Source organism: Pseudomonas sp. HB05, from assembly GCF_016756915.1.
GTDB lineage: Bacteria > Pseudomonadota > Gammaproteobacteria > Pseudomonadales > Pseudomonadaceae > Aquipseudomonas > Aquipseudomonas alvandae.
Map to the genome: position 1 here is coordinate 1 of NZ_JAESPG010000041.1, position 24,294 is coordinate 24,294.

The window sequence follows — 24,294 nt, forward strand, 5'->3', positions numbered from 1 at the left end:
CGCGAAAGCGGATTGTCAGTCGACATTGTCGTTGGCTGACACACCGCTTTCGCGAGCAAGCCCGCTCCCACAGTTCTTGTGGCTTCCTTAAAAAGTGTCACCAGTTTGGCGTCAATATTCACACTATGACCGCTCGGCGTATTCTGGTCTCGAAATCCTTCGGTGCCGGAACTTTTCTCCTATCCTCAGTTCAAGGATAACGAGAGCCATCATTGGATCGAAACAGCCCCTCCCGGGCTGAATACCGGATCTACCGAGGGGCGCCGCCATGTCGCGCAACCTTTGCCTTACTCGTCAATGCCTCGGGCTTGTCACCCGCATCGAATGCGCTGTTCGCCCCCTTGCCGGCGATACCGGCATGTGGACCGTGCTCTTCGCCGCTGGAATGGCCGGTGAGCAACCCTCCGCCATCAAGGCCCAAGGGCCGTTCCCCGGGCCGACAGCCGCTGAAACCATCCTCGATACCATCGTCCAGAGCCTGACGACCCATGGCTATGAGCTGGCGGATGATCCGCAGATCTGGTCCCTGCATATGCAGGCACAACTGCGGGAAATCAACGGAGGCCGTTGTCGCAACGTCGGCGGCTTCGAGTACCGTCCGCTTCAGTGACGCATGCCTGGGCAGTAAAAAATTGACACAAGCGCCGGACCCCGAGGGAGGGGGCGGCGTTTGTGGGGCGGATCGTGGCTGATATACTCGCCGCGTTTTTTCAGCCCTGGTATGAGATTCAATGGAACGCTTTATCGAAAATGCAATGTATGCCTCCCGTTGGCTGCTGGCGCCGATCTACTTCGGGCTGTCCCTGGGCTTGCTGGCCCTGGCGCTGAAATTCTTCCAGGAAGTCTTTCACGTCATTCCCAACGTCTTTTCCATGGCCGAGTCGGACCTGATCCTCGTGCTGTTGTCGCTCATCGACATGGCGCTGGTGGGCGGCCTGCTGGTGATGGTGATGATTTCCGGCTACGAGAACTTCGTCTCGCAACTGGATATCGGCGATGACAAGGAAAAGCTCAACTGGCTGGGCACCATGGACTCGTCTTCGCTGAAGATGAAAGTCGCCGCGTCGATCGTGGCCATTTCCTCGATCCACTTGCTGCGTATCTTCATGGACGCCAAAAACGTCGATCCCGAACACCTGATGTGGTACGTGATCATCCACATGACCTTCGTGGTGTCGGCGTTTGCCATGGGCTACCTGGACAAACTGACCAAGCACTGAGCCATCCTCAGTGCCGACGCAGCGCCCGCCTGTCGAGAAACAGGCGGGCGTTGTCGTTTGGAGGGGAGGGCGCGTGAGCGGTTCGTCCGCGCCATGGCATCTGTGCTAGTCTGCTCGCCCTTTTGGTTCCGGGCGCTCCGGGAGGCGCTGTGGCACACACGGCAACTCTCGAGCCGTCCGCACAGCGGAGCAGCATCATGTCCGAAGTTAACCTGTCCACCGACGAAACCCGCGTCAGCTACGGCATTGGCCGTCAGTTGGGCGACCAACTGCGCGACAACCCGCCACCGGGTGTGAGCCTGGACGCGATCCTGGCTGGCCTGACCGACGCGTTCGCCGGCAAGCCTAGCCGTGTGGGCCAGGACGAGATGTCCGCCAGCTTCAAGGTCATTCGTGAAATCATGCAGGCCGAAGCCGCCGCCAAGGCTGAAGCCGCTGCGGGCGAAGGCCGTGCGTTCCTGGCTGAAAACGCCAAGCGCGAAGGCATCACCACCTTGGCCTCCGGCCTGCAATTCGAAGTGCTGACCCAGGGTGAAGGCGCCAAGCCGACCCGTGAAGACCAGGTGCGCACGCATTACCACGGCACCCTGATCGACGGCACTGTGTTCGACAGCTCCTACGATCGTGGCCAGCCAGCCGAGTTCCCGGTAGGCGGCGTGATCCCAGGCTGGACCGAAGCGCTGCAACTGATGAACGCCGGCAGCAAATGGCGCCTGTACGTGCCGAGCGAGCTGGCCTACGGCGCTCAAGGCGTTGGCAGCATCCCGCCGCACAGCGTGCTGGTGTTTGACGTCGAGCTGCTGGACGTACTGTAAGACCCTGCCCGGTTTTACAGCCGGACAAATAAATGTGGGAGCGAGCTTGCTCGCGATGGCGGTCAGTCAATCGATATCGATGTTGAATGACACACCGCTTCGCGAGCAAGCTCGCTCCCACAGGGTCAGGTGCTTCATCCGTGGAACCTGCCGCTGAAATCACCCGTCGGGCGCAACGCCCGGGCGTAGCAGAACAGGAACAGGTTTCGCACCAACTCCTTGAGCACCAGCGGTTCGCTGGAGTTGAGGCTGTTAAGGTCCAGGTCTCCCTGGTCCTGCAGCTCATTCAAGGCTTCTTCTTCCAGTACCGCGCAGACTTCCCCGGTTTCCCGATGCAGGATCCTCAGGTAGGGATGTGGGCGGTCCAGCCAGGCATCGATCAAATAAGTCATGGTTCTCATCTCCTTGATGGGTTTGATGAGAATAATTCTTATTCGCTAAATAGCAAGTCTCTATTGGCGTGGCGATTGTTTTTCTGACGATGGGTCGTGATAGCGCGAATTGGCGCGGATTGGCCGAGCTTGCGCAAGAAGGGCTTAAGCGGGAAGGGCGGGGAGCCATCCCACGCGGGGCGCGGGATGGGATTACAGCAGGATCAGACTTTTCTGACGAACTCGGATTTCAGCTTCATCGGGCCGATGCCGTCGATCTTGCAGTCGATGTCATGGTCGCCATCGCACAGGCGGATGTTCTTTACCTTGGTGCCGACCTTGACCACCAGCGACGTGCCCTTGACCTTTAGGTCCTTGATCACGGTGATGGTGTCGCCGTCCTGCAGGACGTTGCCGACCGAATCTTTCTTCACGGTGTCGTCGGAAGGCGCTTCAGCTTCGCCGCTGGCAGACCATTCGTGGGCGCACTCCGGGCAGACCAGCTGGGTGCCGTCTTCGTAGGTGTATTCGGAATTGCATTTAGGGCAGGGAGGCAACGTGCTCACTAGGGTTCCTTGAGTATCAGGAGGGCAAAAGGGCGCACATTATATAGGGTTTTGTCGCGAAAGAGGGGGGGTACTGCGTTCGGAGAACCTGTAGCGAGGGGATTTATCCCCGCTGGGCTGCGCAGCAGCCCCAAGAGAGCTCAAACCAATCTACCTGGAACACCGGAATGTAGCTTTTAGGGCTGCTTCGCAGCCCAGCGGGGATAAATCCCCTCGCCACAAAAAAGGCCGGTGTGTCAGTGAGTACGGGCGACCGCAAACTCGCTCAGTTCCACCAGTGCATCGCGATACTCGCTGGCCGGCAGCGCATCGAGGCACTTGATCGCGCGGGCGACATAGTCCCGGGCCAGTGTCGCGGTGTATTCCAGCGAGCCGGAGGCTTCGACCGCGGCACGGATACGCTCCAGGTCTTCGATCCCGCCTTTCTGGATCGCCTGGCGCACCAGCGCTGCTTGTTCCGGCGTGCCTTCGCGCATGGTGTAGATCAGCGGCAGGGTCGGCTTGCCTTCGGCCAGGTCGTCACCGACGTTCTTGCCCAAGGTCTCGGCATCGCCCTTGTAGTCCAGCAGGTCGTCTACCAGTTGGAACGCAACGCCCAGGTGATCGCCGAAGGTGCGCAGGGCTTCGCTCTGCTCGGCGGTGGCGCCGGCCAGGGCTGCGGCGCTGTGGGTCGAGGCTTCGAAAAGCATCGCGGTCTTGCCGCGAATGACTTCCATGTAGGTTTCTTCGGTGGTGCTGGCATCGCGCACCTTGGACAGCTGCAGCACTTCGCCCTCGGCGATGATGCGCGTGGCCTGGGACAGGATCTTCATCACCGGCATCGAACCCAGCTCGACCATCATTTCGAACGAGCGCGAGTACAGGAAGTCGCCCACCAGCACGCTCGGGGCGTTGCCCCACATGGCGTTGGCGGTCGAGCGGCCACGGCGCATGCCGGACATGTCGACGACGTCGTCATGCAGCAGCGTCGCGGTGTGCAGGAACTCGATGGTGGCGGCCAGCAGGCGCATGTCGTCGCCTTCGCGACCCAGGGCCTTGCCGCACAGCAGCACCAATAAAGGACGCAGGCGCTTACCGCCAGCCGAAGTGATGTAGTCGCCGATTTTCGATACCAGCGGCACGCGGGAAGTCAGCTGCTTCTTGATGATACCGTCGACGGCACTAAAATCGTCCGCCACTGCGCGGTAGAAAGCTTGGGGTTGCATCAGCGACAGGCGCTCCAGAAGGGTTGCGCGGCATGCTAGGACCCACGTCCTGGCCTGTCAAGGCGCATGCTTCTGCAGTGCGGGGCGGCTACTTGCAAGGCTCGGTCAGCTTGCGTACAATCGCGCACCCTGAACTTCCTGGGCAGCACCTGCCTTACGCAATTGCATCCGGGCCTTCCAGCCCATGCAGCCATGCCAGCCAATACCTCTTCTTATAAAGCGCTGGGTGAGCAGGATTATCGGAGAAATACCATGTCGTACGCAGTAATTGTTACTGGTGGCAAGCAATACAAGGTCGCCCCAGGTGAATACCTGAAGATCGAAAAACTGGAAATCGCTACCGGCGAATCCGTGACTTTTGATCGCGTTCTGTTGGTCGCCAATGGCGATGACGTGAATATCGGCGCTCCAGTCGTTGCTGGCGCTACCGTTGTGGCTGAAGTGATCTCCCAAGGTCGTCACGATAAAGTCCGCATCATCAAGTTCCGTCGCCGTAAGCACCACATGAAGCGTATGGGCCACCGCCAGTGGTACACCGAGATCAAAATCACCGGTATTCAGGCTTAATTTCAGCCTAATTCCTCACTAGGAGAATTGAACTCATGGCACACAAAAAAGCTGGTGGTAGTACCCGTAACGGTCGCGACTCAGAAGCCAAACGCCTTGGCGTGAAGATGTATGGCGGCCAGGCTATCAAAGCGGGCAACATCATCGTGCGTCAGCGCGGCACCCAATTCCACGCTGGCTACGGCGTTGGCATGGGTAAGGATCACACCCTCTTCGCTAAAGTCGAAGGCGTGATCAAGTTCGAAGTAAAAGGCGCCTTCGGTCGTCGTTACGTAAGCGTTATCGCAGCTTAATTGCGAGACCGCTGGAAAAGCCCTGTCTTGCGACGGGGCTTTTTCGTTTGTGGGGTGAGTCTCTTGCAAAACTGTTTGTATGGGCTGTCGGCGCTGCTGTTGGGCGTTTTTTGAGGTCGCTGCGCTCATTTTTGCAAGAGTCTTATGTCTTGTTTTTTTCGGCTCGTCCGTACGGCGAGAGGCGTGTGTCATGAAGTTTGTTGATGAAGTATCGATTCGAGTAAAGGCTGGCGACGGCGGCAATGGCTGCATGAGTTTCCGTCGGGAAAAATTCATTGAAAACGGTGGTCCGAACGGTGGTGACGGGGGCGATGGCGGCTCGATCTACATGCTCGCCGACGAAAACCTCAACACCCTGGTGGACTACCGTTACACCCGGCACTTCGATGCCGAGCGTGGCTCCAACGGCGGCAGCACCGACTGCACCGGCAAGAAAGGTGAAGACCTGATCCTGCGCGTGCCGGTCGGCACCACGGTGATCGACTCCGCCACCCAGGAAGTGATTGGCGACCTGACCAAGGCCGGCCAGCGTCTGCTGGTGGCCCATGGCGGTTGGCACGGCCTGGGCAACACCCGTTTCAAATCCAGCACCAACCGTGCGCCGCGCCAGACCACCCCTGGCAAGCCCGGCGAGCAGCGTGACCTGAAACTGGAGATGAAAGTGCTGGCCGACGTGGGCCTGCTGGGCTTGCCGAACGCCGGTAAAAGTACCTTCATCCGTTCGGTCTCTGCAGCCAAGCCGAAAGTCGCCGATTACCCGTTCACGACCCTGGTGCCGAACCTGGGTGTGGTCAGCGTTGATCGCTGGAAGAGCTTCGTGATCGCCGACATCCCGGGGTTGATCGAAGGGGCTTCCGAAGGTGCGGGCCTGGGGATTCGCTTCCTCAAGCATTTGTCTCGTACCCGCCTGTTGCTGCACCTCGTCGACATGGCGCCGCTGGATGAAACCAGTGCTGCCGATGCTGCCGAAGTCATCGTCAACGAGCTGACCAAGTTCAGCCCGGCCCTGGCCGAGCGCGACCGTTGGCTGGTGCTGAACAAGTGCGACCAGATCCTCGAAGAAGAGCACGAGGAGCGGGTCAAGGAAATCGTTGATCGCCTGGAGTGGGAAGGTCCGGTCTATGTGATCTCGGCCATTGCCAAGGAAAACACCGAGCGCCTGTGCCACGACATCATGCGTTACCTGGAAGATCGCGCCGACCGCCTGGCCAACGACCCGGCCTACAAGGAAGAGCTGGCAGAGCTCGACCAGCGCATCGAAGACGAGGCTCGCGCGCAGTTGCAGGCGCTGGACGACCAGCGTGCGTTGCGCCGCAGTGGCGTCAAGTCGGTCCATGACATCGGCGACGACGATTGGGACGAAGAAGATGTGGATGACGAGGACGGTCCGGAAATTATCTACGTCCGCGACTGATCGTGTGCCGATGCAAGTTGCTTGAGATCAAAACCTGTGGGAGCGAGCTTGCTCGCGAAGGCGGTGCGTCAGCCAGCATCCATGCTGCTGACCCAATGCAATCGCGAGCAGGCTCGCTCCCACACGGATTCTCGGGGAGGCTGGCATCCAGGGCAGGTTTAACTGGATCAGTGCGGTGTTATCATCGTAACCAGCCGGTTTCCAAGGCGCCGCTCAATCGAGCGGCGTTTTGGTATCTGTAGAACGCAAATACGAATAATCCCATGGGCGGCGCTGGGTCGCGCCGTTCGCTGGCAAAGGTTGAAGAAAATGCGGAGCAAGGTGACGGGTGCGCAGCGCTGGGTCGTGAAGATCGGCAGTGCACTGCTGACAGCGGATGGCAAAGGCCTGGATCGCCAGGCAATGGCGGTGTGGGTCGAGCAGATGGTGGCCTTGCATGAGGCTGGCGTCGAACTGGTATTGGTCTCGTCCGGGGCCGTGGCCGCCGGTATGAGTCGCCTGGGCTGGACGTCGCGACCCAGCGCGATGCATGAGCTGCAGGCTGCTGCCGCCATCGGCCAGATGGGCCTGGTCCAAGCCTGGGAGTCGAGCTTTGCCGAGCATGGCCGCCACACGGCGCAGATCCTGCTGACCCATGACGACCTGTCCGACCGCAAGCGCTACCTCAATGCCCGCAGTACGTTGCGAGCGCTGGTGGAGCTGAAAGTCATCCCGGTGATCAACGAGAACGACACCGTAGTCACCGACGAGATCCGTTTTGGTGACAACGACACCCTGGCTGCATTGGTGGCGAACCTGGTGGAGGCGGACCTGCTGGTGATTCTCACGGACCGCGACGGCATGTTCGATGCCGATCCGCGCAACAACCCTGACGCCAGGCTGATCTACGAAGCCCGTGCCGACGACCCGGCGCTGGATGCGGTTGCCGGTGGTACGGGCGGGGCGCTGGGGCGCGGTGGCATGCAGACCAAGCTGCGCGCTGCGCGTCTGGCGGCCCGTTCCGGTGCTCATACCATCATTGTCGGCGGGCGCTTGGAGCGGGTGCTGGATCGCCTGAAGTCAGGCGAGCGCATCGGCACCTTGCTCTCGCCAGAGCGCGGCATGCTGGCGGCGCGCAAGCAATGGCTGGCTGGGCATCTGCAAACCCGTGGCACGTTGGTGCTGGACGCGGGTGCCGTGTCGGCCTTGTCCCAAGGCAACAAAAGCCTGCTGCCGGTAGGTGTGAAGCTCGTCCAGGGCAGTTTCCGCCGCGGTGAAATGGTCGTGTGCGTGGCGCCGGACGGTCGCGAGATCGCCCGTGGCCTGGCTAACTACAGCGCGCTGGAGGCGCAGAAAATCATCGGTCAGTCGTCTGATGCGATTGTCGGCTTGTTGGGTTACATGGCGGAGCCCGAGCTGGTCCACCGTGACAACCTGATCCTCGTCTAAGGAAAAATCATGGGTTTGGCAAAAGGATTGATCGGCTTGCTGTTGGCAGTGCCGCTGCTGGCTTCGGCTGAAGAAATCGGTCAGGTGTCCACCGTGTTCAAGTTTGTCGGGCCGAACGATCGGATCGTGGTCGAGGCGTTCGACGACCCTAAGGTGGATGGTGTGACCTGCTACCTGTCGCGAGCCAAGACTGGGGGTGTAAAAGGCGGCCTGGGTCTGGCCGAGGATCGCGCCGAGGCGTCCATCGCCTGTCGCCAGGTTGGGCCCATCAGCTTCAAGGGTGAGCTCAAGGATGGTGAGGAGGTGTTCCGCGAGCGCACTTCGCTGGTGTTCAAGACCATGCAAGTGGTGCGGTTCCTCGACAAGAAGCGCAATACCCTGGTGTACCTGGTCTACAGCGACCGCGTTATCGAGGGCAGCCCGCAGAATGCGGTGACCGCTATTCCGATCTTGCCTTGGGTTCGGGCTCAATAACCTGCACTAAATGCCCTTGTGTGGGGGCGATGGTGCGGCAATCCGACCTGCTCGCGAATACGGTGTGTCAGCTAGCATCAATGTCACTGGCAGATCGCATTCGCGAGCAGGCTCGCTCCCACAGTTTTTATTTGAGGTGCGGCTGGTAAATCCCAGGCAATAAAAAACCGACCCTGAGGTCGGTTTTTTAATGAGCGCGTCGCTTAGGCAGCAGCGGCAACGTTCAAGGCCTTTACGTGGCCATTCAGGCGGCTCTTATGGCGAGCAGCCTTGTTCTTGTGGATGATGCCTTTATCGGCCATGCGGTCGATAACTGGCACAGCCAGAACGTAAGCAGCTTGTGCTTTTTCAGCGTCTTTTGCGTCGATGGCCTTGACTACGTTCTTGATGTAGGTACGGACCATGGAACGCAGGCTGGCGTTGTGGCTGCGACGCTTCTCAGCCTGTTTTGCACGTTTTTTGGCGGAAGGTGTGTTGGCCACCGTCGAGCTCCTCGAAAGACTTTTTAGGAAATAGCAAACAAAATAGGCCGCGAATCATGCCGATGAGTTGAGGTCTTGTCAAGGGCGGGTGACACGTTCCGCTGAATGGCAGGTGCGGCGCACCGAATGATTTCTTTCCGGCGTGCGACCTGTAAACTCGCGGGCTTTGGCGCTGTGCTGTTTAGCGGCGCGGAGTATCGCACAAGTGGGCGCATTGTTCGCCTGCTGTTTATCGACAGGCAAAAACTCTTTTCATGAACCTGCTCAAATCGTTGGCTGCCGTCAGCTCTATCACGATGCTTTCCCGCATCCTGGGATTCGTTCGCGATACGTTGATCGCCCGGATATTCGGTGCCGGAATGGCCACCGACGCCTTCTTCATTGCGTTCAAGTTGCCCAACCTGTTGCGGCGGATCTTCGCCGAAGGGGCGTTTTCCCAGGCCTTCGTGCCGATCCTGGCGGAATATAAAAGCCAGAAGGGCGACGAAGCGACCCGTACCTTCATTGCCTACGTCACCGGTCTGCTGACGCTGGTGCTGGCCTTGGTCACGGCCGCCGGCATGCTCGCCGCGCCCTGGGTGATCTGGGCCACTGCACCAGGTTTCACCGACACGCCGGAAAAATTCCAGCTCACCTCTGACCTGTTGCGGGTGACCTTTCCTTATATATTGCTGATTTCCCTGTCGTCCCTGGCCGGCGCGATCCTCAACACCTGGAACCGTTTCTCCGTGCCGGCCTTCGTGCCGACGCTGCTCAACGTCAGCATGATCATCTTCGCGGTGTTCCTGACGCCGTACTTCGATCCGCCGGTGATGGCGCTGGGTTGGGCGGTGTTGGCGGGCGGCCTGGCGCAGTTGCTCTACCAACTGCCGCACCTGAAGAAGATCGGCATGCTGGTGCTGCCGCGGCTGAACTTGCGCGACAGCGGCGTGTGGCGGGTCATGAAGCAGATGCTGCCGGCCATCCTCGGCGTCTCGGTGAGCCAGATTTCCCTGATCATCAATACCATTTTTGCCTCGTTCCTGGTGGCGGGCTCGGTGTCGTGGATGTATTACGCCGACCGCTTGATGGAGTTGCCATCCGGCGTGCTGGGCGTGGCGCTGGGCACGATCCTGCTGCCGACCCTGGCCAAGACCTACGCCAGCCAGGATCGCCATGAGTATTCGCGGATCCTCGATTGGGGCCTGCGCCTGTGTTTCGTACTGGTCCTGCCTTGTGCCCTGGCGCTGGGGATCCTGGCCGAGCCGCTGACGGTTTCGCTGTTCCAGTACGGTCAATTCAATGCATTCGATGCCCTGATGACCCAACGGGCGCTGATCGCCTACTCGGTGGGGCTGCTCGGGATCATCGTGATCAAAGTCCTCGCGCCGGGCTTCTACGCCCAGCAGAACATCCGTACGCCGGTGAAAATCGCCATCTTTACCCTGTGCATGACCCAACTGTTCAACCTGCTGCTCATCGGTCCGCTGGCCCACGCCGGCCTGGCGCTGGCGATCAGCGCGGGTGCCTGTCTAAACGCCGGGCTGCTGTTCTATCAACTGCGCAAGCAGAAGATGTATCAACCGATGCCGGGCTGGGGCAAGTTCGGGCTCAAGTTGCTCGTCGCCGTGGCGGTGATGTCGGCGGTGCTGCTGGTCGGGATGCATTTCATGCCGGCTTGGGGCGAAGGCGTGATGCTCGAGCGTTTCCTGCGCCTGGGTGTGCTGGTCGTGGCGGGCGTGGTGGCGTATTTCGGCATGTTGCTGTTGATGGGCTTCCGTTTGCGCGACTTCAATCGCAAGGCCTTGAGCTGACAGGTTGCCCCTGATAATCCAGGGGCGGGCGGCGGTTTTGTCGGTTCGATCACTTTGGGTTACGGTGTTGCCTGTCACCGACCGCCGGGTGTGGTTATAATCGGCCACTTTATGAGCAAGAAGCGCGTTATGCAGCTGGTTCGAGGCCTCCACAACCTGCGTCCCCGGCATCGGGGCTGTGTCGCCACTATTGGCAACTTTGACGGTGTTCACCGTGGCCACCAGGCTATCCTGGCGCGGCTGCGCGAGCGTGCGCTGGAATTGGGCCTGCCCAGTTGCGTGGTGATCTTCGAGCCGCAACCCCGGGAATTTTTCGCCCCGGACACCGCTCCGGCCCGGCTGGCCCGGTTGCGGGACAAACTGCAATTGCTTGCGGCCGAAGGCGTCGACCGGGTCCTGTGCCTGGCTTTCAACCAGCGCCTTAGCCAGCTCAGTGCCGCCGAATTCGTCGATACCATCCTGGTGGATGGCCTCGACGTGAAGCATCTGGAAGTCGGTGACGATTTCCGTTTCGGTTGCGACCGGGCAGGGGATTTCGATTACCTGCAACAGACCGGCGTCGCCCGGGGCTTCACCGTCGAAGCGGCGCAGACCGTCGAGATGGATGGTTTGCGCGTCAGCAGCACCCAGGTCCGCAACGCCCTGGCGGCTGCCGACTTCGCATTGGCCGAGCGCTTGCTCGGCCGGCCGTACCGGATTGCCGGGCGGATCCTGCACGGACAGAAGCTGGCGCGCCAATTGGGCACGCCAACGGCCAACGTGCAACTCAAGCGCCGTCGTGTGCCGCTGACCGGGGTGTTCCTGGTGAGTGTCGACATCGACGGCAAGACCTGGCCCGGCGTCGCCAACATTGGCGTTCGTCCTACGGTGCAGGGGGATGGCAAGGCCCATCTCGAAGTACACATTCTGGATTTTGCCGGCGATCTGTATGACCGGCGTTTGACGGTGGTTTTCCACCAGAAGCTGCGTGAAGAGCAGCGTTTTGCCTCTCTGGAGGCGCTCAAGACGGCGATCCATGCAGATATCGCCGCCGCCCGTGCCCTTGTCGCAACCAGCGCCAATCGCTAATGAAGAGCCTTAAATGACCGACTATAAAGCCACGCTAAACCTTCCGGACACCGCCTTCCCAATGAAGGCCGGCCTGCCTCAGCGCGAACCACAGATTCTGCAGCGTTGGGACAGCATTGGCCTGTACGGAAAGTTGCGCGAGATTGGCAAGGATCGTCCGAAGTTCGTCCTGCACGACGGCCCTCCGTACGCCAACGGCACCATCCACATCGGTCACGCGCTGAACAAGATTCTCAAGGACATGATCATCCGCTCCAAGACCCTGTCGGGTTTTGACGCGCCGTATGTCCCGGGCTGGGACTGCCATGGCCTGCCGATCGAACACAAGGTCGAAGTGACCCACGGCAAGAACCTGGGCGCGGACAAGACCCGCGAGCTGTGCCGTGCCTACGCCACCGAGCAGATCGAAGGGCAGAAGTCCGAATTCATCCGCCTCGGCGTGCTGGGTGACTTCGCCAATCCGTACAAGACCATGGACTTCAAGAACGAAGCCGGCGAAATCCGTGCCCTGGCGAAAATCGTCGAGGGCGGCTTCGTGTTCAAGGGCCTCAAGCCGGTAAACTGGTGCTTCGATTGCGGTTCGGCCCTGGCCGAGGCGGAAGTCGAGTACGAGAACAAGAAGTCCTCGACCATCGACGTCGCGTTCCCGATCGCCGATGAAGACAAGCTCGCCGCGGCTTTCGGCCTGGGCAAGCTGGCCAAGCCGGCCTCGATCGTGATCTGGACCACCACCCCGTGGACCATCCCGGCCAACCAGGCGCTGAACGTCCACCCGGAATTCAACTACGCCCTGGTCGATGTCGGCGACAAGCTTCTGGTGCTGGCCGAAGAGCTGGTCGAATCCTGCCTGGCCCGCTACAACCTCGAAGGTTCGGTGGTCGCCACCGCGCCAGGTTCGGCGCTGGAACTGATCAATTTCCGCCATCCGTTCTATGACCGCTTGTCGCCGGTGTACCTGGCCGACTACGTGGAACTGGGCGCGGGCACCGGCGTGGTCCACTCCGCGCCGGCCTATGGCGTCGACGACTTCGTGACTTGCAAGAAATACGGCATGGTCAACGACGACATCCTCAACCCGGTGCAGAGCAATGGCGTGTACGTGCCGTCGCTGGAGTTCTTTGGCGGCCAGTTCATCTGGAAAGCCAACCCGGCCATCGTCGACAAGCTGACCGAAGTCGGCGCGCTGCTGCACACCACCGTCATCGAACACAGCTACATGCACTGCTGGCGCCACAAGACCCCGCTGATCTACCGCGCCACCGCGCAGTGGTTCATCGGCATGGACAAGCAGCCCACCAGCGGCGACACCCTGCGCCAGCGTTCGCTCAAGGCCATCGAAGAGACGCAGTTCGTTCCGGCCTGGGGCCAGGCGCGCCTGCACTCGATGATCGCCAACCGTCCGGATTGGTGCATCTCCCGCCAGCGCAACTGGGGCGTGCCGATCCCGTTCTTCCTGAACAAGGAAAGCGGCGAGCTGCACCCGCGCACCGTCGAGCTGATGGAAGTCGTGGCCCAGCGCGTCGAAGCCGAAGGCATCGAAGCCTGGTTCAAGCTCGATGCCGCCGAGCTGCTGGGCGACGAAGCACCGCTGTACGACAAGATCAGCGACACCCTGGACGTCTGGTTCGACTCCGGCACCACCCATTGGCACGTACTGCGCGGTTCGCACCCGATGGGTCATGAGACCGGCCCGCGCGCCGACCTGTACCTGGAAGGTTCGGACCAGCATCGTGGCTGGTTCCACTCGTCCTTGCTGACCGGTTGCGCCATCGACAACCACGCGCCGTACCGCGAGCTGCTGACCCACGGCTTCACCGTCGACGAGTCCGGCCGCAAGATGTCCAAGTCCCTGGGCAACGTGATCGCGCCGCAGAAAGTCAACGACACCCTCGGCGCCGACATCATGCGCCTGTGGGTCGCGTCTACCGACTACTCCGGCGAGATGGCCGTTTCCGAGCAGATCCTGCAGCGCAGCGCGGACGCCTACCGGCGCATCCGTAACACCGCGCGCTTCCTGCTTTCGAACCTGACCGGCTTCAACCCGGCCACCGACCTGCTGCCGGCCGAAGACATGCTCGCGCTGGACCGCTGGGCCGTGGACCGTACCCTGTTGCTGCAACGCGAATTGCAGGAACACTACGGTGAGTACCGTTTCTGGAACGTGTATTCCAAGATCCACAACTTCTGCGTCCAGGAGTTGGGTGGTTTCTACCTCGACATCATCAAGGATCGCCAGTACACCACCGGCGCCAACAGCAAGGCGCGCCGTTCCTGCCAGACCGCGCTGTTCCACATCAGCGAAGCGCTGGTGCGCTGGATCGCGCCGATCCTGGCGTTCACCGCCGATGAGTTGTGGGAATACCTGCCGGGCGAGCGCAACGAGTCGGTGATGCTCAACACCTGGTACGAGGGCCTGACCGAACTGCCGCAAGGCTTCGAGCTGGACCGTGCGTATTGGGATCGCGTGATGGCGGTCAAGGCTGCGGTCAACAAGGAAATGGAGATCCAGCGGGCGGCCAAGGCCGTCGGCGGCAACCTGCAAGCCGAAGTGACCCTCTATGCCGAAGATGCCTTGAGCGCCGACCTGGCCAAGCTGGGCAACGAACTGCGTTTCGTGCTGATCACCTCCACCGCCAGTGTCGCGCCGTTGGCGCAGGCTCCGGCCGACGCCGTGGTGACCGAAGTGAGTGGCCTGAAGCTCAAGGTGGTCAAGTCGAGCTTCGTCAAGTGCGCCCGTTGCTGGCATTGCCGCGAAGACGTCGGTGTGAACCCGGAGCACCCGGAAATCTGCGGTCGTTGCGTCGACAACATCAGCGGCAGCGGCGAGGTTCGCCACTATGCCTAATGCAGCGGGCCGTTTCGGTCGGTTGGGCTGGCTCTGGTTGAGCTTGCTGGTGCTGGTCATCGACCAGGCCAGCAAGTACTACTTCGAGAACGCGTTGACCATGTACCAGCAGATCGTGGTCATTCCCGACTACTTCAGCTGGACCCTGGCCTACAACACTGGCGCGGCGTTCAGCTTCCTGGCCGACAGTTCGGGCTGGCAGCGCTGGCTGTTCGCGCTGATTGCCGTGGTGGTCAGTGCCGTGCTGGTGGTCTGGCTCAAGCGCCTGGGGCGTGACGAAACCTGGCTGGCCGTGGCGCTGGCGCTGGTCCTCGGCGGCGCGCTGGGCAACCTCTACGATCGGATTGCCTTGGGCCATGTGATCGATTTCATCCTGGTGCATTGGCAGAACCGCTGGTATTTCCCGGCGTTCAACTTTGCCGACAGCGCCATCAGCGTGGGCGCCGTGATGCTCGCCCTGGATATGTTCAAGAGCAAGAAAACCGGAGAAGCCGTCCATGACTGAGCAGCGTATCGCTCAAAACACCGAAGTGAAGCTTCACTTCGCCCTGCACCTGGAAAACGGCGACACCGTTGACAGCACCTTCGACAAGGCTCCGGCGGTGTTCAAGGTCGGCGACGGCAACCTGCTGCCCGGTTTCGAAGCGGCAATCTTCGGTTTCAAGGCCGGCGACAAGCGAACCGTGGTCGTTCCGCCGGAAAATGCCTTTGGTCAGCCCAACCCGCAAAACGTGCAGACCATGCCACGCTCGCAATTCCAGGACATGGAACTGTCGGAGGGCTTGCTGGTGATCTTCAATGACGCGGCCAATACCGAATTGCCGGGTGTGGTTAAGGCATTTGACGATGCCCAGGTGACCGTTGATTTCAATCATCCACTGGCGGGCAAGACCTTGAATTTCGAAGTGGAAATTCTTGAGGTCAAGGCGGTTTAGGATTTAACAGGCAGTTCCTGCTGCCACCCGATTCACTGTGGGAGCGAGCTTGCTCGCGATGGCGTCGGATCAGTCAATATTAACGTTGGCTGATATACCGCCATCGCGAGCAAGCTCGCTCCCACACTGGATTGCATTGATTCAATCTCTTGCGCGCAAGACACGAGGCACAGCATGCAAATCAAACTCGCCAACCCCCGTGGCTTCTGCGCCGGCGTGGACCGGGCGATCGAAATCGTCAACCGCGCCCTGGAAGTGTTCGGGCCGCCGATCTACGTGCGCCATGAAGTGGTGCACAACAAGTTCGTCGTCGAGGACCTGCGCAGCCGCGGGGCTATTTTCGTCGAGGAACTGGACCAGGTGCCGGACGACGTCATCGTGATCTTCAGTGCCCACGGTGTTTCCCAGGCGGTGCGTACCGAAGCCGCCGGCCGTGGCCTGAAAGTCTTCGACGCCACCTGCCCGCTGGTCACCAAGGTCCACATCGAAGTGGCGCGCTACAGCCGTGACGGCCGCGAATGCATCCTGATCGGCCACGAAGGTCATCCGGAGGTCGAAGGCACCATGGGCCAGTACGACGCCAGCAACGGCGGCGCCATCTACCTGGTCGAAGACGAGGAAGATGTGGCGGCCCTGCAGGTACGCAACCCGGAGAAGCTCGCCTTCGTCACCCAGACCACCCTGTCCATGGATGACACCAGTCGCGTCATCGACGCCTTGCGTTCGCGCTTCCCTGCCATTGGCGGGCCGCGCAAGGACGACATCTGCTACGCGACCCAGAACCGTCAGGACGCGGTCAAGCAACTGGCCGACGAATGCGACGTGGTCCTGGTCGTCGGCAGCCCGAACAGCTCCAATTCCAATCGCCTGCGTGAGCTGGCCGAGCGCATGTCCACCCCGGCCTACCTGATCGACGGCGCCGAAGACATGCAACGCAGCTGGTTCGACGGCGTCGAGCGGATCGGCATTACCGCCGGTGCCTCCGCCCCGGAAGTCCTGGTGCGCGGTGTGATCCAGCAATTGCAGGCCTGGGGTGCAACCGGGGCTGACGAGCTGGCCGGTCGCGAGGAAAACATCACGTTCTCGATGCCGAAGGAACTGCGCGTCCGCTCCCTGCTTTGAGTCCTTTTGCACACAGGGCCTGCTCGGCCTCGATACTTTCCAGGCGGACGCGGCCGGACGGCGCCAATATCACTTGGTGATGGCTGACCGGCCGGCGTTTGGCGCACACATGCAGCGTGCCGGCCTGGAATGAGCCATTGGAATGCAGGGCCTCTCCCTGGCTGCCGAACCTGATCCTGCGCTTGACCGTCGAGTTGCCAACTACCCGAGCGCTGCTCCTGCGCTCCTTCAACAAGGTCTTCTCCTTGTCGTCCAGCATGATCCGCCAGCCTTTGCTCCAATCGTTATCTATTGCGTGTATCAACACCCGGCAGTTACGCGTGATGGCTTCACTGCGGGCGCTGCGCAATCCGCTGAGCAGTAGCTGCGCGGTGTCCTCGCGTTCGATGGATTCGATCAGTTGGGTGTAGCTTGTACTGGCCAACGGCAGAACAATTGCGGCAATTGCCAGTCCGATGAGCAGTTCGATCAGGCTGAAGCCTTGTTGATACATGACGTCTCCTCCCTGGAGTACGAAAACGACGCGATCCTGGCGTCCTGATTGAAACAACCACCCACACGGCGGTGGTTTGTTCTAGCGTGTAATGGCAGGTATAGCCGACGGCAACGGAGGGCATCGATGGATCTTCGTACAAAAGGTTTCACGCTGATCGAGGTGCTGGTGGCCCTTGGCGTGATGCTGCTGCTGATTACCATGGCGGTACCGTCGTTCACCGGTTCGCTGCAAGGCACCAAGGCCGATACCGAAATCGGTGACCTGCAGCGGGCCTTGAACTTCGCCCGAATGGAAGCGATCAACCGTGGCATCACCACGCGCGTTCGTCCGACCACGCAGGGTGGTGCCTGGAACGGCGAACTGATCGTGTACGACAACACTGGCAATCCGCCCAACCCGAATGTATTGCGGGTTGTTCCAGCGATGGGCAGCGGCGCGACTCTGACGCTAACCTCAGATGTGACCAGTATCGATTTCAACAACCTCGGCGGATTATCGGGCCTGGCCGTGCCGGTGAGCTTCAATTACGTAAGGGGGGCGCAAAGCAGGACGCTGAATGTTTGCCTCAACGGACGAATCGTATTGAATGGAAATTGCGGATGAAGGGTTGCAGTAAAAAGGCGCAGGAGGGCATGACGCTGATCGAAGTGCTGGTGGCAGTGCTGATCCTCGGGGTGGGCTTGCTGGGCGCGGCGATGATCCAGCTCAATGCGCTCAAATACACCGACAGCTCGCGCATGACCAGCCAGGCCAGCTTCATTGCCTATGACCTGCTGGACCGCATCCGCGCCAATTCTGGCGCCGACTACACCATCGCTCCACCCGGCTCACCCAACCTCAACGTGGCCCGGGACCAGGATCTGTACGACTTCAAGACCAACATCGTCGCCTTCGGCGGCGCCACCGCCACCGGCACCGTGGCACTGAACCAGCGGGTCTACACCATCACCATTTCCTGGGATGACGCTCGGGCCGCCAACACGACCGACGCGGCCGAGGCGCGGCGCAGCTTCGTGCTGACCAGCCGTGTCGCCGTCGATCCGGTGGCGGCGACGCCATGAACGGACGCAGCCGCGGCTTCGGCCTGATCGAATTGATGATCGCGCTGGTCATCAGCCTCATCGTGGTGTTGGGCGTCGTGCAGATTTTCATCGCGGCCAAGAACACCTATGTCAGCCAGAACGCTGCTGCCGTCATGCAGGAGGACGCACGGTTTGCCTTGAGCAAGATGGTCCAGGAGATTCGCATGGTCGGCATGTTCGGTTGCCTGGCGACCGTCATCGATGCTTCCACGGATAACAGTTTCGCGGCCAGCCAGATCACGCCGATCCGCTGGGACAACGCGAACCGCAGGTTGACCCTGGTGACGGCGGACATTGGCAGTGGCGGTAACGCACCGACCTGGACCGTGGTCTCCGATTGCCGCACCTCGGCAACGGCCTATTCCAACGCCCGCGCGCCCGCGACGGGTCAGTTGGCCTTCCCGATTCGCCGACTGATCTACGGCTTCAACAACAATCAGCTACTGCTGGGCACAGGCCCCGGCACTCCGACCATGGCGGTGCTGGTGGACAATGTACGGGCATTCAACGTGACATTCGGCATGGCCGGCAGTGCGACGGACACCGCTGCCACCAGCTACAGCGCCAACCCGAGCGACCCGGCGCTGATCCGCAGCGTACGCCTGACCCTGACGCTGTTCGATCCGCGGAACACCGTGCGCGACCAGACCTTCAATGTGGTCGCCGCTTTGCGGAACCGGCTGCTATGAAGGGGCGATCGATGATTTCGATAGGGCACCGACACGGCCAGCGCGGCATGGCATTGCTGGTCAGCCTGGTCTTTTTGTTGCTGCTGACGTTGATCGGCCTTTCGTCCATGCAGAGCGCCACGCTCCAGGAAAAAATGACCAGCAGTGTCATGCAGCGCAACCAGTCGTTCCAGCTGGCCGAGGCCGCGCTGCGGGTGGGGGAGAGCGCGGTGCAGGTCGAGACGTATTCATTGCCGGTCTGTACCACCACGGCCCAATGTGCGCCACCGGCGGAGTCGGCGACGGTAACGGTGGCAGGGCGCAACTCGGCGTCGGGCGTGCTCTGGGTGGCCGCCGCCGGTGGGTTTTATGGCGTGCAGAACATCGGCACGACGCTTACGGCGGTCAACGTGCCGATCAATACCTCGGCGACGCTGTACCGGATCACCGCGGTGGCTGTGGTGGGCAACAACCAGCGCAGCGTGGTGGAGAGCATCTATGCGAAATATTAGGGCGCTGCTGGGAGCGGTGTGGGGGGCGTTGCTCAGCCTTTACCTGGCGGCGCCGGTCTATGGCTTCACGCCTTCGGAATCGCCCCTGTTGAGCGCGGCGGCGGTGACGCCCAACGTGATGCTGCTGATCGATGACTCGGGGAGCATGAACAATATTATCTGGGCGGCGGGGTTTGATCCGGCGATCAGTCGTCCAACTGTCGAGGTCTGCACCGATGATAGAAGTTGCAGCAGTAGCAACAGGCGGAGTCTTGCGGCGGAGGACGGAAACGTCTTGCTCGCGAGTCTATTTCGTGGAGGCTGCTCTACTGGTTGGTACGGCTTTTATCGGTCTGGTGTTGGTGTGGTTTGCTTGCGGTTACCCGATCCTGTCGGCGGCGAAAACACCCGTTACACAGCGAAATACCTGTCTTATCTACTGACTCTGGCCAACGGATCGAGCCGGGACTTCACCACCGGCTCAATTCCTAACGACTATCGAATCAACGTCGCACGGGATGTTTCCAATGACCTGGTGACCGGTAATCGTGCCTTGCGTATAGGCCTTGCTACCTTCAATCCACCTAACAGCAGCAACTCTGGGCCGGGGGGCTACATCTCTCGCGCGGTCAGCGACTTGTCGCCGGTCAGCGGTAGCGTGACTCAGACTCAGGCCAATACAAACTACACCGCGCTGATCAACGCCATCAATGCTTTGGGCGCCGTTGCCAATACCCCACTGGCCGAAAGTTATTACGAAGTCACCCGTTATTTCAGAGGCATGGCGCCTTACTACAACGGCACGCCCAGCACCTACACCAGCCCGATCCAGTACCGCTGCCAGAAAAATTTTGGGGTGGTGATCACCGATGGTTTGCCCACCTATGACCGAACGTTTCCTACCAACGACCCGTTGGGAGGAAGTCGTTTGCCGAACTGGGATGGCATCAGCACCAACGATGGCGATAGTCCGAGTGGTGACGGCGAGGGCGATACGCTGTACTTGGACGACATAGCCAAATTCGCTTTTGATATCGACATGCGCACCACCGGCACTGATGTCACAGGGAAAAGCTGGGACGGCGCTGAGTTTCGTCGGCAGTATCTAAACACCTATACCGTGGGGTTTGCCGTCACCAACCCGATGCTTTCCGACGCGGCCCGCTACGGTGCGGGCAAGTATTACCAGGCCACCGACAGCGAGGGCCTGAACTCCGCGCTGTCATCGGCCCTGAGCGACATCACCTCCAAGGCCGGCTCGGGGGGCGGCGGCACCAGTAATGGCGCGACGCTGTCCAGCACCTCCAGTTACTACCAGACCACCTACGACCCCAAGGACTGGCGTGGCACCATCAAGGCGTTCGGCTTTACCTCGACCGGTACGGTCAACACGGCGGCGATGCAATGGACCACCGACACGGCCATCGTGCCCGGCGCCACGGCGCCGATCTATCAGTCCTGGAACACCGCCACCAACGTGCCGATCACGCTGGCCTACGGCAACTTCTCGCCGGCCCAGCAGACCAGCCTGAGCCAAGGCTTGCCCACCGGTATCACCGGCAACGACCTGGTGGAGTGGAGCAAGGGCACCAACAAGACGGGCTTGAAAATACGCAGCGTCTTGCTCGGGGACATTATCAACTCCCCGTTGGTGCTGGCCTCACCCAACGACCAGACCGCCTCGGACCTGGTGGGCGACACCAGCTACAGCACCTACCTGGCGACCAAGGCGACAAACATGAGCGCCAGCCTGGTGGTGAACGGCAATGACGGTTTTTTCAGCGTGATCAACAGCACGAATGGAACCCGGCGTTATGCCTACATGCCGTCGAGCGTGCTGCCTTCGCTGGAGATGATCGCTGATCCCACCTATATCAATGGCGTGAGCCACAAGTTTTTGGTGGACGGGCAGGTCGGTGTATTCGATGCGCAACTGGGCAGCGTCTGGAAAACCCTCGCCCTGGGCGGCACCGGTGCCGGTGGCCGGGCGTTTTATGCGGTGCAATTGTTCGATGCGTCGGCGGGTAACGCGATCCGGGCACTTTGGGAAATCAGCGCGCCAGCCATCGCCAACACGGGCCATCCCTTCAACGACCTGGGCTACGCCTACGCACGGCCTGAAGTGGCGCGCCTGGCGGACGGTCGCTGGGCCGCGTTCATTTCCAACGGTTATGGCAGCAATAGCGGCGTGGCGGCGTTGTACGTGGTGGACATTCGCGACGGTTCGCTGATTCGCAAAATTGTCGTCAACAGCAGCGAAACCGATAACGGCCTGTCGTCGGTCAAGCTGCGGGTCAATTCCCAGAACGTGGTGCAAGCCGCCTACGGCGGTGACTTGAAAGGGCGGATGTGGAAGTTCGACCTCAGTGGCACCTCCCCGACCACCTGGGGCCTGGCGTTTGCTGGCCAGCCATTGTTTACCGCCCCTGGTGGGGCTACCCAGCCGATCACTGCGCAGCCTTTGTTGGCGGACAATCCCCAAGGCGGCATCCAGGTATTTTTCGGCACTGGCAAGTTCAACGAATCGGCCGACAAGCTCAACAAGGACCTGCAAGGGTTCTATTCGATCTGGGATGCGATCGGCGGCGGGGGGCAAATCACCGTGGCGAGCCTTCAGGCCCAATCGATCACCAATATTTTTTCCGGGACGACGGGGCAGTTCGTGACCACCAGCCAGACCGATGTCGCCTATCCCACCAAGAAGGGCTGGTACTTGCCGCTGGTGTACAACAACGCCTTGACCGGGGAGCGGGTCATCAACCCAGCCAGCCTGGTGCTCGGGCGTGTTGTCTTCACGACCGCCGCCGTTGATACCACCGACCCGTGCGCCAGCTTCGGTACCGGCAAGCTGATCGAAGTGGATGCGTTCAACGGTAAGATGCTCAACTATGCGGTGCTCGATACCAATAACGATGGTTCGATCAATACCCTCGACACGATTTCCGCTGGCGTGGTGTTCACGGGCGGGATCCCGACCTTGAGTGCCGTCGTCAGCGCCAATGGGGCAACCAACATGGTCGTGAATGACTCCGGTGGAGGTATCACCGACCTGCTGACCAAGTCCGTCGGTGGCAGCCGTCGTATCATGTGGCGGCAAATACAGTGAGGTAAGGCATGCACAAATCCAACCGAGGTTTCACCTTGATCGAAATCATGATCGTCATCGCGATCATCGGTATTGTGATCACCGTCGGCTATCCGAGCCTGACCGAATACATGAAAAAGGCCCGGCGCACCGAGATCGCCTCGCTGTTGTCGGAGCAGGCGCAGATCCTCGAGCGCTACTACTCGAGGAACAACGCCTACACCAACGCGACTGGCCTGAGCGCCGGTAATGATTCGTACACCATTACTCCGACGACGCTGACGGACCAGAGCTTCATCTTGAAGGCAGTGCGCAAGGGCGGCTCGCCCATGGCGGCGGACAAATGTGGTGACTTCGTGATCACCAATACCGGCGTACGAAATGTGGAGAACGCCGCCGCTGGCGTGACCGCCAAGGATTGCTGGGGCCGCTGATTTTTTTCCGGACGTAGTTTGCGTCCATTGTCTTATGAGTCGAAACAGAACATGACCAGGCAACAGCAAATGGTGATTGTCGGCGGCGGAGTCATTGGCCTGCTGACCGCATTCAACCTCGCTTCGGAAGGGCAGCGCGTGGTGCTGCTGGATCGCTCCGGCGTCGGTCAGGAGGCCTCCTGGGCGGGTGGCGGTATCGTTTCGCCCCTTTATCCCTGGCGCTATAGCCCGGCGGTTACCGCGTTGGCCCATTGGTCGCAGGATTTTTATCCACAACTGGGCGAGCGCTTGTTCGCCGCTACGGGCATTGATCCGCAGGTGCATGTCACCGGGCTGTATTGGCTGGACCTCGACGACCAGGAAGAAGCGCTGGCCTGGGCCAAACGGGAAGGGCGCCCGCTGCGGGCTGTGGATATCTCGGAGGTCCACGATGCGGTCCCGGTGCTGGGTTCGGGATTTTCCCGGGCGATCTACATGGCCGATGTGGCTAACGTGCGTAATCCCCGGCTGGTGAAATCCCTTAAGGCGGCCTTGCTGGCGATGCCCAATGTCACGCTTCACGAACACTGTGAAGTCAGCGGATTCATTCGCGACGGTGAGCGTGTGGTGGGGGTGAATAGTTCTGCTGGTGAGGTTCGCGGCGACCAAGTGGTATTGGCCGCTGGCGCCTGGAGTGGCGAGCTGCTCAAGACGCTGGGCTTGAAGCTGCCGGTCGAGCCGGTTAAAGGGCAGATGATCCTGTACAAATGCGCGGAGGATTTTCTGTCGAGCATGGTCCTGGCCAAGGGGCGCTACGCGATCCCGCGTCGTGATGGGCACATCCTGGTCGGCAGTACGCTGGAGCGCGAGGGCTTTGACAAGACCCCGACCGATGTCGCGCTGGAAAGCCTCAAGGCTTCGGCGGTGGCGCTTATTCCCGAGCTTGCCGATGCCGAGGTGGTAGGGCATTGGGCGGGGTTGCGGCCCGGGTCGCCGGAGGGGATTCCTTATATCGGCGAAGTGCCGGGGTTTGCGGGGCTTTGGTTGAACTGTGGGCATTATCGCAATGGGCTGGTGCTGGCGCCGGCTTCGTGTCGGTTGTTTGTGGATGTGATGTTGGGGCGGGAGCCGGTGATTGACCCTGTGCCTTATGCGCCGGCGGGGCGGTTGTAAGGTTCGGTTTTGATACTGCACCTATACTCAGACCCAATTGTGGGAGCGAGCTTGCTCGCGAAAGCATTCTCACAATCGATGAAGATGTTGAATGTGCCGGCCTCTTCGCGAGCAAGCTCGCTCCCACAGGTTTTTGGGTTGTGTGCAGATGTGTGAATACCTGCAAAACCATGTGGGAGCGAGCCTGCTCGCGAAAGCGGTGGTTCAGCTAAATAAATCCTGGCTGACGCCGCGCTCTTGCTCTTGCTCTTGCTCTTGCTTTGGATCTTGATCTTGATCTTGGCGCCC

26 protein-coding genes are annotated in these 24,294 nt (G+C 60.7%); 21 read left to right on the forward strand and 5 right to left on the reverse strand.

Annotated features, from left to right (window positions below; all coding sequences use genetic code 11):
- The first annotated feature begins 268 nt into the window (after window positions 1-268).
- The 3 genes from JMN22_RS24585 to JMN22_RS24595 all read left to right on the forward strand — a co-directional run bounded on the left by JMN22_RS24585 (window position 269) and on the right by JMN22_RS24595 (window position 2,035).
- Window positions 269-610, forward strand: coding sequence for a PA4575 family protein (locus JMN22_RS24585; RefSeq protein WP_030140291.1), 342 nt, complete (start codon window positions 269-271; stop codon window positions 608-610).
- Between the two features lie 121 nt (window positions 611-731).
- Window positions 732-1,220, forward strand: coding sequence for a TIGR00645 family protein (locus JMN22_RS24590; RefSeq protein WP_003205748.1), 489 nt, complete (start codon window positions 732-734; stop codon window positions 1,218-1,220).
- 197 nt (window positions 1,221-1,417) lie between these two features.
- Window positions 1,418-2,035: an FKBP-type peptidyl-prolyl cis-trans isomerase gene (locus tag JMN22_RS24595; RefSeq protein ID WP_003205746.1), complete on the forward strand. Its 618-nt coding sequence runs from the start codon at window positions 1,418-1,420 to the stop codon at window positions 2,033-2,035.
- A gap of 134 nt (window positions 2,036-2,169) precedes the next feature.
- On the opposite strand, the gene JMN22_RS24600 is transcribed toward JMN22_RS24595, so the two are convergent.
- The 3 genes from JMN22_RS24600 to JMN22_RS24610 form a co-directional block, all read right to left on the reverse strand.
- On the reverse strand, window positions 2,170-2,427 hold the full coding sequence (locus JMN22_RS24600; protein ID WP_003205743.1) for a PA4570 family protein: 258 nt from the start codon (window positions 2,425-2,427) through the stop codon (window positions 2,170-2,172).
- A gap of 203 nt (window positions 2,428-2,630) precedes the next feature.
- Window positions 2,631-2,972, reverse strand: coding sequence for a zinc ribbon domain-containing protein YjdM (locus JMN22_RS24605; RefSeq protein ID WP_030140290.1), 342 nt, complete (start codon window positions 2,970-2,972; stop codon window positions 2,631-2,633).
- A gap of 236 nt (window positions 2,973-3,208) precedes the next feature.
- Window positions 3,209-4,177, reverse strand: coding sequence for a polyprenyl synthetase family protein (locus JMN22_RS24610; protein WP_030140289.1), 969 nt, complete (start codon window positions 4,175-4,177; stop codon window positions 3,209-3,211).
- Window positions 4,178-4,429: 252 nt separating this feature from the next.
- Between JMN22_RS24610 and rplU the strand changes: the two genes are divergently transcribed.
- The 5 genes from rplU to JMN22_RS24635 all read left to right on the forward strand — a co-directional run bounded on the left by rplU (window position 4,430) and on the right by JMN22_RS24635 (window position 8,353).
- A complete protein-coding gene (gene rplU / locus JMN22_RS24615; RefSeq protein WP_003176051.1) occupies window positions 4,430-4,744 on the forward strand; it encodes a 50S ribosomal protein L21 in 315 nt (104 codons plus the stop codon).
- Window positions 4,745-4,779: 35 nt separating this feature from the next.
- Window positions 4,780-5,037, forward strand: coding sequence for a 50S ribosomal protein L27 (gene rpmA, locus JMN22_RS24620; RefSeq protein ID WP_003205738.1), 258 nt, complete (start codon window positions 4,780-4,782; stop codon window positions 5,035-5,037).
- Window positions 5,038-5,227: 190 nt separating this feature from the next.
- On the forward strand, window positions 5,228-6,451 hold the full coding sequence (gene cgtA, locus JMN22_RS24625) for an Obg family GTPase CgtA (RefSeq protein WP_039593902.1): 1,224 nt from the start codon (window positions 5,228-5,230) through the stop codon (window positions 6,449-6,451).
- A gap of 309 nt (window positions 6,452-6,760) precedes the next feature.
- Entirely contained in the window at window positions 6,761-7,879 is a 1,119-nt protein-coding gene (proB, locus tag JMN22_RS24630) for a glutamate 5-kinase (protein WP_198798113.1), read from the forward strand.
- Between the two features lie 9 nt (window positions 7,880-7,888).
- On the forward strand, window positions 7,889-8,353 hold the full coding sequence (locus tag JMN22_RS24635) for a CreA family protein (RefSeq protein ID WP_198798114.1): 465 nt from the start codon (window positions 7,889-7,891) through the stop codon (window positions 8,351-8,353).
- A 203-nt stretch (window positions 8,354-8,556) separates the two neighbouring features.
- Here JMN22_RS24635 and rpsT read toward each other — a convergent pair whose 3' ends face one another.
- A complete protein-coding gene (gene rpsT, locus JMN22_RS24640; protein ID WP_003185593.1) occupies window positions 8,557-8,835 on the reverse strand; it encodes a 30S ribosomal protein S20 in 279 nt (92 codons plus the stop codon).
- A gap of 254 nt (window positions 8,836-9,089) precedes the next feature.
- On the opposite strand from rpsT, the gene murJ reads away from it, so the two are divergent.
- The 6 genes from murJ to ispH all read left to right on the forward strand — a co-directional run bounded on the left by murJ (window position 9,090) and on the right by ispH (window position 16,598).
- Window positions 9,090-10,628: a murein biosynthesis integral membrane protein MurJ gene (gene murJ / locus JMN22_RS24645; protein WP_030140285.1), complete on the forward strand. Its 1,539-nt coding sequence runs from the start codon at window positions 9,090-9,092 to the stop codon at window positions 10,626-10,628.
- A gap of 129 nt (window positions 10,629-10,757) precedes the next feature.
- Window positions 10,758-11,696 (forward strand): bifunctional riboflavin kinase/FAD synthetase, encoded by a 939-nt coding sequence (gene ribF, locus JMN22_RS24650; RefSeq protein WP_198798115.1) that lies wholly within the window; start codon window positions 10,758-10,760, stop codon window positions 11,694-11,696.
- Between the two features lie 13 nt (window positions 11,697-11,709).
- Window positions 11,710-14,541, forward strand: a complete 2,832-nt coding sequence (ileS, locus tag JMN22_RS24655) for an isoleucine--tRNA ligase (protein ID WP_198798116.1) — start codon at window positions 11,710-11,712, stop codon at window positions 14,539-14,541.
- The gene (lspA, locus tag JMN22_RS24660) at window positions 14,534-15,046 is read left to right on the forward strand and encodes a signal peptidase II (protein WP_198798117.1); all 513 of its coding nucleotides are present in this window, start codon (window positions 14,534-14,536) and stop codon (window positions 15,044-15,046) included. The genes ileS and lspA overlap by 8 nt, the downstream gene beginning before the upstream one ends.
- Window positions 15,039-15,476 (forward strand): FKBP-type peptidyl-prolyl cis-trans isomerase, encoded by a 438-nt coding sequence (gene fkpB / locus JMN22_RS24665; protein WP_030140281.1) that lies wholly within the window; start codon window positions 15,039-15,041, stop codon window positions 15,474-15,476. The genes lspA and fkpB overlap by 8 nt, the downstream gene beginning before the upstream one ends.
- 174 nt (window positions 15,477-15,650) lie before the next feature.
- Window positions 15,651-16,598: a 4-hydroxy-3-methylbut-2-enyl diphosphate reductase gene (gene ispH / locus JMN22_RS24670; RefSeq protein ID WP_030140280.1), complete on the forward strand. Its 948-nt coding sequence runs from the start codon at window positions 15,651-15,653 to the stop codon at window positions 16,596-16,598.
- On the opposite strand, the gene JMN22_RS24675 is transcribed toward ispH, so the two are convergent.
- Window positions 16,552-17,091: a GspH/FimT family pseudopilin gene (locus JMN22_RS24675; protein ID WP_030140279.1), complete on the reverse strand. Its 540-nt coding sequence runs from the start codon at window positions 17,089-17,091 to the stop codon at window positions 16,552-16,554. The genes ispH and JMN22_RS24675 overlap by 47 nt on opposite strands.
- Before the next feature lie 126 nt (window positions 17,092-17,217).
- On the opposite strand from JMN22_RS24675, the gene JMN22_RS24680 reads away from it, so the two are divergent.
- From JMN22_RS24680 to thiO, 7 genes are read left to right on the forward strand one after another with little or no spacing between them, the layout of a single operon-like run.
- Window positions 17,218-17,697, forward strand: a complete 480-nt coding sequence (locus JMN22_RS24680; RefSeq protein WP_030140278.1) for a GspH/FimT family pseudopilin — start codon at window positions 17,218-17,220, stop codon at window positions 17,695-17,697.
- Entirely contained in the window at window positions 17,694-18,155 is a 462-nt protein-coding gene (gene pilV, locus JMN22_RS24685; protein WP_030140277.1) for a type IV pilus modification protein PilV, read from the forward strand. The genes JMN22_RS24680 and pilV overlap by 4 nt, the downstream gene beginning before the upstream one ends.
- Window positions 18,152-18,865, forward strand: a complete 714-nt coding sequence (locus tag JMN22_RS24690; RefSeq protein WP_198798118.1) for a PilW family protein — start codon at window positions 18,152-18,154, stop codon at window positions 18,863-18,865. The genes pilV and JMN22_RS24690 overlap by 4 nt, the downstream gene beginning before the upstream one ends.
- A gap of 11 nt (window positions 18,866-18,876) precedes the next feature.
- The gene (locus JMN22_RS24695) at window positions 18,877-19,356 is read left to right on the forward strand and encodes a pilus assembly PilX family protein (RefSeq protein WP_198798119.1); all 480 of its coding nucleotides are present in this window, start codon (window positions 18,877-18,879) and stop codon (window positions 19,354-19,356) included.
- Complete coding sequence (locus JMN22_RS24700; protein ID WP_198798120.1) at window positions 19,343-22,441, forward strand: pilus assembly protein; 3,099 nt, start codon at window positions 19,343-19,345, stop codon at window positions 22,439-22,441. Before JMN22_RS24695 ends, JMN22_RS24700 begins: the two co-directional genes overlap by 14 nt.
- A gap of 8 nt (window positions 22,442-22,449) precedes the next feature.
- Window positions 22,450-22,854 (forward strand): type IV pilin protein, encoded by a 405-nt coding sequence (locus tag JMN22_RS24705; protein ID WP_198798121.1) that lies wholly within the window; start codon window positions 22,450-22,452, stop codon window positions 22,852-22,854.
- A 51-nt stretch (window positions 22,855-22,905) separates the two neighbouring features.
- Complete coding sequence (gene thiO, locus JMN22_RS24710; RefSeq protein WP_198798122.1) at window positions 22,906-24,006, forward strand: glycine oxidase ThiO; 1,101 nt, start codon at window positions 22,906-22,908, stop codon at window positions 24,004-24,006.
- The last annotated feature ends 288 nt before the right edge of the window (window positions 24,007-24,294 follow it).